The organism is Pseudoalteromonas sp. NZS100, from assembly GCF_015864815.1.
In the GTDB taxonomy this organism is placed as follows: domain Bacteria; phylum Pseudomonadota; class Gammaproteobacteria; order Enterobacterales; family Alteromonadaceae; genus Pseudoalteromonas; species Pseudoalteromonas distincta.
Map to the genome: position 1 here is coordinate 118,421 of NZ_JADYWM010000006.1, position 14,272 is coordinate 132,692.

Annotated in this window: 12 protein-coding genes; 1 reads left to right on the forward strand and 11 read right to left on the reverse strand. The window is 40.6% G+C overall.

Going from position 1 to position 14,272, the window contains the following annotated elements; translation table 11 throughout:
* Nucleotides 1–7: 7 nt before the first annotated feature.
* The 4 genes from acnD to I6E69_RS08300 form a co-directional block, all read right to left on the reverse strand.
* Complete coding sequence (gene acnD / locus I6E69_RS08285) at nt 8–2,617, reverse strand: Fe/S-dependent 2-methylisocitrate dehydratase AcnD (protein WP_197121027.1); 2,610 nt, start codon at nt 2,615–2,617, stop codon at nt 8–10.
* Nucleotides 2,618–2,745: 128 nt separating this feature from the next.
* A complete protein-coding gene (gene prpC / locus I6E69_RS08290; protein WP_039489990.1) occupies nt 2,746–3,870 on the reverse strand; it encodes a 2-methylcitrate synthase in 1,125 nt (374 codons plus the stop codon).
* Nucleotides 3,871–4,175: 305 nt separating this feature from the next.
* On the reverse strand, nt 4,176–5,054 hold the full coding sequence (prpB, locus tag I6E69_RS08295; RefSeq protein WP_039489991.1) for a methylisocitrate lyase: 879 nt from the start codon (nt 5,052–5,054) through the stop codon (nt 4,176–4,178).
* Nucleotides 5,055–5,136: 82 nt separating this feature from the next.
* Entirely contained in the window at nt 5,137–5,826 is a 690-nt protein-coding gene (locus I6E69_RS08300; RefSeq protein ID WP_182674255.1) for a GntR family transcriptional regulator, read from the reverse strand.
* Nucleotides 5,827–6,091: 265 nt separating this feature from the next.
* Between I6E69_RS08300 and rsmF the strand changes: the two genes are divergently transcribed.
* Nucleotides 6,092–7,543: a 16S rRNA (cytosine(1407)-C(5))-methyltransferase RsmF gene (gene rsmF / locus I6E69_RS08305; protein WP_197121028.1), complete on the forward strand. Its 1,452-nt coding sequence runs from the start codon at nt 6,092–6,094 to the stop codon at nt 7,541–7,543.
* Nucleotides 7,544–7,784: 241 nt separating this feature from the next.
* Here rsmF and I6E69_RS08310 read toward each other — a convergent pair whose 3' ends face one another.
* The 7 genes from I6E69_RS08310 to pabC form a co-directional block, all read right to left on the reverse strand.
* Nucleotides 7,785–9,644 carry an alkaline phosphatase D family protein gene (locus I6E69_RS08310; protein WP_197121029.1) on the reverse strand — a complete coding sequence of 620 codons (1,860 nt, stop codon included), beginning with the start codon at nt 9,642–9,644 and terminating at the stop codon, nt 7,785–7,787.
* A gap of 4 nt (nt 9,645–9,648) precedes the next feature.
* Nucleotides 9,649–10,428 (reverse strand): TatD family hydrolase, encoded by a 780-nt coding sequence (locus I6E69_RS08315; protein WP_197121030.1) that lies wholly within the window; start codon nt 10,426–10,428, stop codon nt 9,649–9,651.
* 114 nt (nt 10,429–10,542) lie between these two features.
* A complete protein-coding gene (locus tag I6E69_RS08320; protein ID WP_002962367.1) occupies nt 10,543–10,869 on the reverse strand; it encodes a PilZ domain-containing protein in 327 nt (108 codons plus the stop codon).
* 11 nt (nt 10,870–10,880) lie between these two features.
* Nucleotides 10,881–11,795, reverse strand: coding sequence for a DNA polymerase III subunit (locus I6E69_RS08325; protein WP_197121031.1), 915 nt, complete (start codon nt 11,793–11,795; stop codon nt 10,881–10,883).
* Nucleotide 11,796: 1 nt separating this feature from the next.
* Nucleotides 11,797–12,423, reverse strand: coding sequence for a dTMP kinase (gene tmk, locus I6E69_RS08330; RefSeq protein WP_002962371.1), 627 nt, complete (start codon nt 12,421–12,423; stop codon nt 11,797–11,799).
* 6 nt (nt 12,424–12,429) lie between these two features.
* Nucleotides 12,430–13,416 (reverse strand): endolytic transglycosylase MltG, encoded by a 987-nt coding sequence (gene mltG, locus I6E69_RS08335; RefSeq protein ID WP_138488902.1) that lies wholly within the window; start codon nt 13,414–13,416, stop codon nt 12,430–12,432.
* Nucleotides 13,410–14,225 (reverse strand): aminodeoxychorismate lyase, encoded by an 816-nt coding sequence (gene pabC, locus I6E69_RS08340; RefSeq protein ID WP_197121032.1) that lies wholly within the window; start codon nt 14,223–14,225, stop codon nt 13,410–13,412. Before pabC ends, mltG begins: the two co-directional genes overlap by 7 nt.
* Nucleotides 14,226–14,272: the final 47 nt, after the last annotated feature.

Genomic DNA, 14,272 nt, shown 5'->3' on the forward strand with positions numbered 1-14,272 from the left:
TTTACCCTTATGCAGATTGCGTTGCTTCTAAAAAGTCTTGAGCAAAGCGTTGTAACACACCACCAGCTGCGTAAATAGAAAGCTCTTCTTGGGTATCGATACGACATTTCGTAGGCACAGTGAGTACTTCACCGTCTTTACGGGTAATACTTAAATTAACGGTGGCGCCTGGTTTTAAATCACCCGCTACATCGTACGTTTCACTGCCATCCAGCTTGAGCGTTTTACGCGTTGTGCCTGCTTTAAACTCAAGCGGTAAAACCCCCATACCAATTAAGTTAGTACGGTGAATACGCTCAAAGCCCTCTGCTGCAATAACTTCAACGCCTGCAAGTCTTACGCCTTTTGCAGCCCAATCGCGCGACGAACCTTGACCGTAATCGGCACCGGCTACAATAATAAGCGGTTGTTTACGCTCCATGTAGGCTTCGATTGCTTCCCACATACGTGTGTTAGTGCCTTGTGGCTCTAGGCGTGCGTAAGAACCTTGTTTAACGTCGCCGTTTTCGTCAATCACCATTTCATTAAGTAATTTTGGATTAGCAAAGGTTGCACGCTGCGCTGTTAAATGATCGCCTCGGTGCGTTGCGTACGAATTGTAATCTTCCTCTGGCACGTTCATTTTGGTCAGGTATTCGCCAGCAGCACTACTTGCCATAATCGCGTTTGATGGCGATAAATGATCCGTTGTAATATTATCGCCAAGTACAGCAAGCGCACGCATACCACTCATTGTGCGCTCACCCGCAAGTGCACCTTCCCAATAAGGAGGACGACGAATGTAGGTACTTTTTGGACGCCAATCGTAAAGAGGATCGTTATCTTCACCATAATCTACGGTTAAATTAAACATCGGCTCATATACTTTTCTAAATTGCTCAGGCTTAACACTTTTCTTAATTACTGCATCAATCTCCTCATCAGATGGCCATAAATCTTTAAGCGTAATATCGTTGCCTTGTTGATCTTGCCCTAGTATCCCTTTTTCAATATCAAAGCGAATAGTACCTGCAATGGCGTACGCAACAACCAAAGGAGGTGACGCTAAAAATGCTTGCTTAGCATAAGGATGAATACGCCCGTCAAAATTACGATTGCCCGAAAGCACCGCTGTAGTGTATAAATCGCGTTCGATGACTTCTTTTTGAATAACAGGGTCAAGCGCCCCGCTCATACCGTTACAGGTAGTACACGCAAAACCAACAATGCCGAAGCCAAGTTGCTCAAGCTCTGTAAGTAAGTTTGCATCTTCAAGGTATGATTGCACCGCTTTTGAACCTGGTGCTAATGAAGTTTTAACCCAAGGTTTGCGCATTAAACCCTTTACATTTGCGTTACGGGCAAGGAGTGCTGCGGCAATTACATTGCGTGGATTACTGGTATTGGTACAACTAGTAATAGCCGCAATAATACACGCGCCGTCTGGCATTAAGCCTTCTTCATTTTCCACAATGCCCGAAATACCTTCTTTAGCTAAATCGCTTGTCGATACACGGCGGTGCGGATTAGATGGACCTGCAATATTGCGCCCCACGCTTGATAAATCAAACTTAAGTACACGCTCATATTTTGCGGTTTTTAAGCTATCGCTCCAAAGGCCTGCTGTTTTTGCGTAGTTTTCTACAAGGGCAATTTGTTCTTCTTCACGCCCTGTTAAACGCAAATAATCTATTGTTTTATCATCGATATAAAACATGGCTGCAGTTGCGCCAAATTCAGGTGTCATGTTTGAAATGGTTGCTCTGTCGCCAAGTGTAAGCGCGTCTGCACCTTCACCGTAAAACTCTAAATAAGTAGATACAACACGTTGCTCACGTAAAAATTCAGTAATAGCCAACACAATATCGGTTGCGGTAATACCGGGTTGGCGCTTACCTGTTAGCTCCACGCCTACAATATCAGGTAGGCGAATATAAGAAGCACGACCAAGCATCACGCTTTCAGCTTCAAGCCCACCTACGCCCACAGCAATAACGCCCAGCGCATCAACATGTGGCGTGTGGCTGTCGGTACCAACTAGTGTATCTGGAAATGCAATGCCATCTCGGTTTTGAATAACCGGCGACATTTTTTCAAGATTAATTTGATGCATAATGCCGTTACCCGGTGGAATAACGTCAATATTTTTAAACGCAGTTTTAGTCCAGTTTATAAAGTGAAAACGGTCATCATTTCGTCTGTCTTCGATGGCGCGGTTTTTTTCAAATGCGTCAGGATCAAAACCGGCATGCTCTACCGCTAGTGAATGATCCACTATTAACTGCGTGGGTACTACCGGATTCACTTTAGCCGGATCGCCGCCTTTGGCTGCAATTGCATCACGCAAACCTGCTAAATCAACAAGCGCTGTTTGCCCTAAAATATCGTGGCACACTACCCGCGCCGGATACCACGGAAAATCTAAATCTTGCTTTCGCTCAATCAGCTGATTAAGTGCATCGGTTAACATGGCAGGGTCGCATCGGCGTACTAGGTTTTCGGCAAATACACGCGATGTATAAGGTAGTGTGGCGTATGCACCTGGCTTAATTGCATCTACGGCTTCTTGCGTATTGTAGTAGTCGACATTTGAGCCCGGTAAAGGTTTACGGTATTGGGTATTATTAATTATGGTCATGGTAAGGGTTCGCTAATTTGGTGACGGTGTTTGCTCACAGCTAGCGTGTTTAATAAAAAGTTTGAGAAAAACTACTCGCTAGTGGCTATGTGCAATAAAAAAGTGAGCACATGCGTGCTCACCCATTTTTAACGTGACTCTATTGGTGTGTAACTGCGTGCATCAGGCCCTGTGTAATCGGCACTTGGGCGAATAATACGGTTGTTAGCGCGCTGCTCTTTTACATGTGCTGTCCAGCCCGTAACACGGCTCATTACAAATATTGGCGTAAATAACTTAGTCGGAATATCCATAAAGTGATAAGCAGATGCATGGAAAAAATCGGCATTACAAAACAGCTTTTTCTCGCGCCACATAATTTCTTCACAACGAACAGACACAGGGTAAAGTACGGTATCGCCTACTTCATTGGCTAGTTTTTCAGACCACTTTTTAATAATTACATTACGCGGATCAGATTCGCGATAAATCGCATGACCAAAGCCCATTATTTTGTCTTTACGTTCAAGCATGCCCATAATTTCTTGCTCGGCATGTTCAGCGCTTGTAAAACCTTGAATCATATCCATTGCCGCTTCGTTAGCACCACCATGTAATGGACCACGTAGCGTACCAATCGCACCAGTTACGCAAGAATGAATATCAGAAAGCGTTGATGCACACACACGCCCTGTAAAGGTAGAGGCGTTAAACTCGTGCTCTGCGTACAAAATTAGTGATACATTCATCACTTGTGCAAACAATTCACTAGGTGCTTTGTCGTGTAATAAATTTAAAAAATGTGCGCCAACTGAGTCGTCATCAGTTTGTGTTTCAATGCGTACGCCATCGTGTGTAAAGCGGTACCAGTAACAAATAATACTTGGGAACACAGCAACCATACGGTCGATTGCATCATTAGCTTGGCTAAAATCAAGCTCCATTTCAAGGTTACCCAACATTGAGCAACCCGTGCGCATTACATCCATTGGGTGTGCGTCTTTAGGAATATTTTCAAGCACGGTTTTAAGCGCATCAGGTAAGCCGCGTAAACTTTTTAGTTTTGCTTTATATTCTGCCAATTCGCTTGTGGTTGGTAACTCACCACGTGAAAGTAAAAAAGACACTTCTTCAAACTGCGCTTTTTCGGCAAGTTCACTGATATCGTAACCACAATACGTTAAACCAGAACCACTTTGCCCAACAGTACACAATGCTGTTTGACCAGCCACTTGTCCGCGTAAACCCGCGCCGCCTAATGCTTTATCTACCATGATCTTCTCCTATCTTAAATTTGTGTGTGATTGTTGGGCGTATTGAACTTTGTAGATTGGAATTTGTTCAATCTAGGGGCGATTAAGTCGCGGCGCGAGGTTTGTAACCTAGTGGACTAAGTAAAAACCGAGCAACAAAGAGATAATCGTCCCTAGAAAGAACCCAAAGGGCAGCGCATGTTTGGCATTTATGCTGCGTTATCGCCTATTTATGTGGAATAACCACACTGCATAGGCTCTGCCTTGCCTAAACACCAAACATACGGCTGCAAATTCAACCACTAAAGATTAATACGCCCAAATTATTATTTGTCAGATTTTGATGAAAAAAGGGTGTCGAGTGTGTTCTCGTACGTGTGGTAATCTAAAAAGTCGTAAAGCTCAGAACGCGTTTGCATATTTTCAATTTGGCTTTGTTGTGAGCCTTCATTTAAAATTGCTGAATACACGTTTAGCGCTGCTTTGTTCATGGCTCTAAATGCACTGAGTGGGTAAAGCACCATTTCAACACCTACATTGCTTAACTGCTCTTTTGTGTAAATAGGTGTTTGGCCAAACTCAGTAATGTTTGCCAAAATTGGAACGTTAATCGCTTTTGCAAACGCTTGGTAATCAGCAAGGTCGTGTACGGCTTCTGCAAAAATAGCGTCAGCACCGGCTTCAACACAGGCAGCTGCACGGTCTATCGCGGCGTTTAAACCTTCTTTTTGAAATGCATCGGTACGCGCCATAATATAAAAATCGCTATCGGTTTTTGCATCAACAGCCGCTTTAATGCGGTCAACCATTTCACCTTGGCTTACAATTTCTTTATTAGGACGATGACCACAGCGCTTTTGCGCTACTTGGTCTTCTATATGAAAACCCGCCGCACCCGCTTTAGTCATTTCTTTTACTGTGCGTGCAATGTTAAACGCCCCACCCCAACCGGTATCGGCATCAACAAGTAGTGGTAAATCGCTCGCACCCGTAATACGACGAATATCTTCAAGCACGTTATCAAGGCTTGTCATACCTAAGTCAGGCATACCAAACGAAGCGTTTGCAACACCCGCACCTGAGAGGTAAATAGCTTGGTGACCCATTTTTTCAGCCATCATCGCTGTGTAGGCGTTAATAGTACCTACCACTTGTAAAGGGCGGTTATTGGCAATAGCGTGTTTAAATTTTAATCCTGCTGACATTACTTTCTCCTAACTTTGAACGGTTGCTACGTGGAGTAACTTATAGTTTTAATCTGTAATTGTGACTGTTTAACTGCTCTACTTAACTTTTAGCCGTTAATAAATCAAATTTGGTTTGAATATTTGCTTGCGATGCGCTTATGTGGCGCTTCATAAGCATTTCGGCCAGTTCGCCATCGTGGTTTTCAATCGCGTTAATAATAGCTAAATGCTCATCAAACGCTTTTGATACACGCGGCCCCACCATGCCCATTTGAACACGGTACATGCGTATTAATTGATAAAGCTCATTACACAGTAAATGAATTAAATGCGCGTTTTTACTGCCTTGAATAATACGATAATGAAAATCTAAATCGCCAGCTTCTTGATAATAAGATTCGCCCTCTTTAACACGCTGTGTTTGTAGGTGCTGATTAAGTAATTGCTTTAAGCCTGTTACTTCTTCGGGTTCCATATTGTCGGCAGCAAGCCTACATGCCAAACCTTCAAGTGAACTGCGAACTTGATAAACTTCAATCAAACGCTCAGCGGTAAGGGCAACTACGCGGCAACCTACGTTAGCTTTACGCTCAACAAGGTAGCAACTTTCTAAGCGATTTAACGCCTCTCTAAGCGTTGCACGGCTTACACCATAACGTTTGGCAAGCTCAGGTTCTGATATTTTACTGCCTTGAACTATACTGCCTTCAACAATCTCACGGCGCATATCTACAAATACTTGATCTGATGCGGTAGTTATAGGCGCTTCGTTTAAAAATGTGTGTGTCATAAGTTATTTTTTAGATTGTCGACAATTAATGTGGTTACTATGGGCTTATTAAAAAATCATGTCAACCCTTAAACCTATCAAAATGGCTAAAAAACACGCTCATTGTCGACACTATTAACCTAAAGTCGCATAAAAATGGTTTTAGAATAGACTAAAACAGTGAAGTGTCGACAGGACAATAAATCAGATGTTACGTCTTTAAGCGCTGAAAATGCATTATATAAATGCTATTATCGCGCTTTATTTTTATAGTATGAGCTAACGCGTGAACGCCAACACTTTTATTCCTGAGCACTTTATTGATGACGTAAAAACCTATTTACCAGCGCATCTAAACTTAGATGACTTTTTAAATGCGTGTCGCAGGCCGCTCAGAAAATCTATCCGCGTTAATACATTAAAAATTAGCATTGAAGAATTTGTAAAACGTGCCACTGAAAAAAATTGGCTGCTAACCCCAATCCCATGGTGCAGTGAAGGCTTTTGGTTAGAGCGCCCAAGCAATGAAGAGCAAAACCTAGCCCTAGGTAATACCGACTTACACCTAAGTGGTGCGATGTACGTGCAAGAAGCAAGTTCAATGCTGCCCCCTATCGCATTAAAGCAAAGTATTGAAAACTCAGACTTACAAAGTAACACCGTGCTTGATATGGCATCAGCACCAGGCTCTAAAACATCACAGCTAGCAGCACTTATGGATAACCAAGGCGTGCTTGTTGCAAATGAGCTATCGTCATCTCGTTTAAAGGTACTCAGCGCTACACTCAAACGTATGGGGGTTGGTAACTGTGCGCTCTCGCACTTTGATGGCGTTATATTTGGCAACTACATGTTTGAATGCTTTGATAGCATATTGCTAGACGCGCCATGCTCTGGCGAAGGCACGGTACGTAAAGACGCCGACGCACTAAAAAATTGGTCCATAGAATCAAACATACAAATAGCCCAAGTACAAAAAGACTTAATTAAAAGCGCTTTTTATGCATTAAAGCCAGGTGGCACATTAGTGTATTCAACCTGCACACTTACCCCGCTCGAAAATCAACAAGTGTGCGATTATTTACTCAGTGAATTTGGCGACTATATAGAGCCTGAGTCACTAAGTGATTTATTTGAAGGTGCAAGTAAAGCCACAACTACTGAAGGCTATTTGCATGTTTGGCCGCAAACATTCGACAGCGAAGGCTTTTTTATTGCTAAATTTAAAAAACACGCAAGTTGTAATAATCCAAATCAAACAGTTAAAAAAGGTGCATTTCCGTTTAACGAGTTTGATAAAAAGCAAAGTGCCGCATTTATGCAATCACTTAAAAAGCATTTTGGGTTAACTAACCTGCCTGGCAGCTTAATGCAGCGTGATAAAGAACTATGGCTATTTCCTGAGGGGTTTGAAGCCCTGCAAAATAAAATTAAATATGCACGCTTAGGTATTCAAATTGGCATTATTCATAAAAACGGCGTAAGGCTAACCCATGAGTTTGCAACCGTATTTGGCAATGAGTGTAAAACTAACATATTTGCTTTAAATAACGAGCAAGCAAATGATTATTTTCAAGGTAAAGATATACGCTTAGCTGAAGCCACTCAGACAATTGGTGAAGTGGTATTAACGCTGTGCGGTTGCCCTATTGGGCTGGGTAAATGGCAAAAAAATAAGATTAAAAATTCTCTACCACGTGATTTAGTACAAAATACACAGTTAATAAGCTGGAGCTAAACTAAAGTATAAAACATGCATAATTAATCTAATCCTTTATTGCCAAATGTAACTAAGTGGCAAAATTAGTTATGCTTTTTTAGCTGGTTTTACTACACTTTTAAATACTTTCTTCTTCTCCCTAAAGAACCAAGAAAGTGTTTTAGTTAACGCTAGACTCAATTTAGAGTCACTTTATAGCCCAAAGATTTTTATAAGTCTTTGGGCATTTTTATTTACAGTTAACTTGTAGATAAACAACTTACTGCTCTTCTAAATCGAACTCAGTTAAATGGCCATCGCCGTGTATAAGTTGATATCGGGCTAAATTCCCCTGCTCTAGTGTTATTAAACTAATAGCTGAGTCGCTTACTAAGTATTTTTGCCCTTTACCAATGGTTTGGTGTTTATCTACTTCCATGTGCCAGCGTTTGGTAAAAAAGTTTAATGGGCTTTTTGGGCCGTATAGAATTGAATCTAGTTTATCGAGTATGTTTATTAATTTACGCGGGAACTCGTTTTTAATACCGCTGGCGGTAAGCTGCCAAATTCGATTGTGGTGATCGCCAAAACGCTTTTGCACCGAAAAACAAAATGAGTAATGTACATCGCCCGATAAAATAAGGGTCTCGTTTGGGGTGTCGGTGCGTCTAAAAGTATCGAGTAGCTTTTTGGCTGAGCCTTCGTGCGCCATCCAGTTTTCTACGTCAACCATAAGAGGTTGCCCGCAAATATTAAACATGGCTTGAATGGCTTCTATTGATTTAACACCAAATACGGGGGCTGGTGATACAATAATAACTTGGTCGTGGCTTAGTAGGCTTTCTTCAAGCTCTGTGAGGCGCTCCCAATCAAGTAGGCCTGAAGGCTCATTAAAGTTTTGCTCATTTCGCCAGCGGTGCGTACGTGTATCTAGCACCACTACTTTAGGGGTTGTAGTTAACTCATAATGCCAAAAACTAAAATCGTTTAGTGGTTTATCAAATGCTTTAAACTGCCATAAATTATTAGCAGTACGGCTTTGCTTAAAAGGTGTTAGTAACTCGCCTGTTTTATTTAGTGCATCGTTCCCCATTCCTTGAAAAAGCCAATAACTAATTAAGCCGTTATTGATGATCCGTTTACTACTTGGATTTTCATTTATAGCTTGCTCCCACCCAGCAGTAAGATTCCAATCATCAGTTACATCATGATCGTCAAACATCATTAATGTAGATACATTGGCAAACAATCGCTCTACTTCAGTTAAGCCTTTTGCATAATCAATCAATGCTGTTTTTTCAGCGTCAAAAATAGTTTTGTTTTGCTTGTTTTTACCTGAATACGTTGTGTTTTTTATATCAACGCATTGCCAAACAGCAGCACTAAAATTTAATAAATAAAGTGCAATGTATTCTTCAAAATGGATAAGGTGATTGTAGGCTTTTACGCTTGAAAAATGAGGTTCGTCTTTTTTGAGCCAGTAACCAACACCTAGTTTTGAGCGTTTTTGCCAAGGCGTTTTTGGTAAAAACAAATGGCGATTATAAAGTTGCTCATTTATATCGCCCGGTAGCTCAATGGCAAGTGGTTGCTCTTTATAGATACCTAAGGCTTTAATTAACTGATGAATAGCTAATAACATGGGGCCTGCTACATCATCGGCGTAAACCTGATCACCGCTCAGTAATAGCAATTGTGCGCCTTGGTTATTATTACCGCGCTGAGTATTTTGCCAGTGACTTGCAGACACTAAGCTGTCTTTTGCTGGATGATGTGCATTACGGCACGAGCCATGCAAAATATCACTCAGTTTGTTGGGGATTACAAATGCAGGCGTTATTTGATTGCTATAGCACCAAGGCGACAAATCGACTGCTATATCATCAATTACAAGTTCATAGCTTAATAAGCTATCTACAGGGAGTTTGTTGTCTATTGGCTTTATAATAACGAAATGCAGGTATAAATGTTCGCCCAAAGAAACAGTATGTTGATCGCTATAACACTCAACATTTAATAAGTTTATTTGGCAGTTTGCAGGCTTGGAGGTAGCAAACTGAATACAGACTCCAGTTTGCTCTGCACGGCGCACCATTGGCCCCATTAGTAAAATAGGAAGGTTTGCCGTGTGAGTAATCATGTATTTAGCCTTTAGCTGCTAATTTAAATAAAGAATAAAAGTTTTCGGTAGTCGCTTTAGCAAGTTCATTAAAGCTAATGCCTTTAAGTTCGCTAATGTAGTAAGCAACGTCTTCTACGTATGCTGGCTGATTAGTTTGCCCACGATACGGTACCGGTGCTAAATAAGGCGAGTCGGTTTCTATTAGTAATCTATCTAGCGGTATTTGTTTTACTACTTCTTTTAACTCAATAGCATTTTTAAAGGTAACAATGCCCGAAATAGAAATATAAAAGCCCATGTCTATGGCTTTTTTTGCCATATCCCAATCTTCGGTAAAGCAATGTAATACACCACCGCAGTTTTCGGCCTTGTGCTCACGCATTAAATTAATGGTATCGCTGCGGGCATCACGTGTATGAATAATTAACGGTTTTTGTAATTCGTTACCCACTTCAATATGCCCAACAAAGCTTGCTTGCTGCACTGCATGAGTATCTTTTGAATAGTAGTAATCAAGACCCGTTTCGCCAATAGCAACGACTTTTTCGTGTGAAGCTAAGTCGATTAGTTGCTGTTTATTAAGGGCGTCTTTTTGATCAAGTGGATGTACACCACATGAGGCTGAAACATCGTCGTAATGCTTAATTTTATCAAGCATGCTTGGAAACTGATCAAGCGTTACGCTTACACATAAAAAGTGCTCTATTTGCTTTGCTCGCGCTTTATCAAGAACTTGGTCAAGGTTTAAGTCTAGTTTATCAAAATCAAGACGGTCTAAATGGCAATGAGAATCTACAATCACTATAAGGCCTGTATTATGTTCAGGGTTTAAATTTGTTCGTTTAATTTATTATGTTAGTAATTAAAAGAACCCAATATAGGGCGGCGTTAATCTCAATGAGAAACCGACCTATAACTACATGGTATATGTTTGATCGCCTGAGTTTAACATAGTCCCAAGGAGCTTTTCGATTTTAGCGTTTAGGTTTGTTTTATCATCTAAAAAGCTAATACCAATACCTGGAGGATTAGAGCTTTGTGCACCTTGTGGCGTGATCCACGACACTTTACCTGTCACTACGTCATCTTCTAAGGCATCGGGCAAAGTAACTCTAAGCGCTAATGAATGCCCTGCTTCGTAACGCATATTAGTGCGTACAAATAAGCCACCTTTTTTTAAGTAAGGCATATAACAACGGTATAACTCGTCTAAATCGTCTATGTCTACTAGTAGTTCTTGCATGATTAATCCTTTTAAGAATTTCGCAATGTGTATGCTAATCGTGATACAGCAAGCGATAAATTAAGGCCAAGTACTTGTGTGTTATTTTGTAAAAACTCGCCTAATGCATTTTGCGCACTTTGATAAGCGTCAAAACTCATGCCTTGCAGTAATTGCTGCTTTAGTTGCACGCTTAAAAACAAAGTAAATATACGAACAAGTTCAGGCTGTTTATTTATTATATCGACTAACGCTTTGAAATTATGGCTTTGTTTAAACTCAGTTGCAAACTTATACAGTGTATCAATATTTTTTAGCTGGTCTTGCTGTTGCCAATGTTTTACTTGCAGCGGTTGGTTATAAAAAAGTGCTAACCAACTATAGTTAGGAATATCTAATGTCTCTAGCCATTGCTGAGCAAGTGCTATGTTAGTTATTTTTACGTCACTTTTAGCACATCTACTTAAAATAGTTGCAGGGAGCTGTGCTGGTTGGCTTGTAGTTAATATTAAAAAGCGGCTATTAGTTGGCTCTTCAAGTGTTTTTAATAATGCGTTAGCTGCTGCTGTGGTCATTTTTTCGCAATTTTCGATTATCGCGACTTTATTGCCATTTTGCGCTGCTGAGTGATTCATAAAATCACTAATACCACGAATATCATCTACACCTATACTTTGCCCATCAACTTGCGTTAAACGCTTGTCGGGATGAGTGCCAGCCAGGGTAAGTAAACAGCTTTTACACTGTCCGCAAGGTTTTAGCATACTGTTTTGCGCAGCTACTTGCTTAGCTATATTTTGGCATAACAAAGCATTCCCAAGCTCATCACTTAACTCAAACTTACCTACGCCAACAGGCCCACAAAATAATTGCGCATGATGAAAACGCTCTGCGCGATAACTTTTCGCTAAACGTGCTTGAGTATCATGTAGCCAAGGCAATGGCATATTATTTTAGGCCTTCAAAAAATGAATGCAGTACATTGGTAATATCGCGATGTACTTTATCAATACTTTGGTTTGCATCAACTGTTTTAATTGTGTTGTCGTCATTAGCAAGTTCAACATAACGCATACGTGTACGCTGAAAAAACTCAATGGCTTCTTGTTCAATACGGTCAAGCTCGCCACGCCCTTTTGCACGTTCAAGACCTATCACTGGGTCAATATCAAGGTAAATAGTTAAATCTGGCTTTAAGCCTTTTAACACCATTGACGAAAGTGAAGCTAATGTATTTGAGCTAATACCACGCCCACCACCTTGATACGCCTGAGACGATAAATCATGACGATCGGCAAGTACCCATTGGCCTTTATCAAGCGCTGGGGTAATAACATTGTGCATTAGCTGCGAGCGAGCTGCATACATAATAAGCAACTCGGTTTCAAAGGCAATTTCTTCTTCATGCTCCGCTTTTACAAGCGTACGAAGCGATTCAGCCAGTGGCGTGCCGCCAGGTTCTCGGACATTAATGAAGTCTATTTTTTGTTTGTTTAAAAAGTCTTGGCATAGCGAAATAGCGGTTGATTTACCCGCGCCTTCTAGCCCTTCTATTACTATAAATTTTGGTTTCATAAACTATTAATTCTTTTTATTTAATATATACGTTTTAACTGCTGCGTTATGCTGTTTTAACGTGGTTGAAAATTGGTGGCTACCATCGCCTTTTGATACAAAGTAAACATATTCACTTTGCGGCGGATTAACTGCAGCTAAAATAGCGGCTTTTGATGGCATTGCAATCGGTGTTGGCGGTAAACCATTAATGCGATACGTATTGTAAGGCGTATAATCGCGTAAATCTTTACGTTTAATATCACCATCAAAATCAGCGCCTAGCCCGTATATTACGGTTGGATCGGTTTGCAGGCGCATATTGGTGTTTAATCGATTAACAAACGCTGATGCAATTAACGGACGTTCGCTGGCAAGGCCTGTTTCTTTTTCAATAATTGAAGCCATTATTAGTGCTTCGTATGCTGTTTTATAGGGTAGATTAGCGGCGCGCTGCTGCCAAGCATCATCTAATGTTTGCTGCATTTTTTGTGCTGCACGTTTTAATACACTGCTTGCAGTATCGTTATTATGATAGTGGTAAGTGTCGGGGAATAACCAGCCTTCTAAGTGCGTGTCATTACCCAGTATTTGAGTACTTAGTTCGTCAGTTTTTAAATCGTTTTGTAAATTATCAGCTTTTTTAATAGCACTTAGTACTTCACGTAAGTTTTGCCCTTCAATTATGGTAAAACTAAAACTAATTTGCTGACCTTGGTTAATTTTTTTTACGTTGTTAATAACGCTATCGGCTGTTAGCTCGTAAAGTCCCGCTTTTAAGTCGGTAAGTGTGGGATCTAACTTGGCAATTACCTGATAACGCCAACAACTTTCTACCCAGTTATTAGCTTGCCATTGTTGGCATAACTTATTAAAGCCAGTGCCATGCTTAACTTCAAATTGTGTGCTTTGTGCTACCTTTAACGGGCTATTTATTGTTGCTTGTAATTGCTGATAACCAACAGCAGTGGTTATAACAGCTAAAAAAAGTACCGATAAAATAACTTTTAACACTCAGCCTCCTTGGCTAATAATTTAGTTAGTAATGCGTGGCTTTCATCTGTATTAAATACCTGTTGCTCAATACGTTTTACAGGTACTGCTCCCATTAAGCTATTACACACAAATACGGCGTCTGCTTGGGTTAAGTCTTCTACTTTCACGCGTTTAAATTCAACAGGCAATTTATCACATAACGATTGTAGATAAACGCCCTTTATTCCGCACTCATCAAGCAATGGCGTAAACACACACTTATTTTTAATCGCAAAAATATTAGCTGCAGAAGCTTCAATTACATTGTTATTGTAATCAAGCACTAACACATCGTCGCAGTTTTGCGTTTGCATTGCTTTTTTAACTAGTACTTGCTCAAGCCGGTTTAGTGTTTTAAGACCCGCTAAATAAGGCTGTGCTGCTAATTTAATTGGGCTTACTTCTAGATTTACACCTTTTTTAACAAGCGCTTCGTAATTACTAGGGTAATCTAATATGCTCAATAAAATAGTAATATTACACTCACTTGGCAGCCCATAACCACGTCCGCCTTCGCCTCGCGTTACAAGTATTTTAAGCACGTTGAGTGGTGCTGCTTTTATATGCAAAGTAATTTGATTTTCAAGGCTATTAAAATCTAGCTCAGGAAAACCGAGGCGCTGTGCGCATTCAATCAAACGCGCTTTATGATGAGCCCAATACTGTACTTGCCCATTAACAACTTTAGCCGTTGTAAAAAAGCCGTCACCGTAATTTAAGCCTCTGTCACGCGTACTTAAAGTGCTGTTTTGATCTACTGCTATTATTGTTTGCATTTTATTTGGCATATAAAAAAAGCCCAGTTAAACAACTGAGCTCTTATAATTTGATTCGT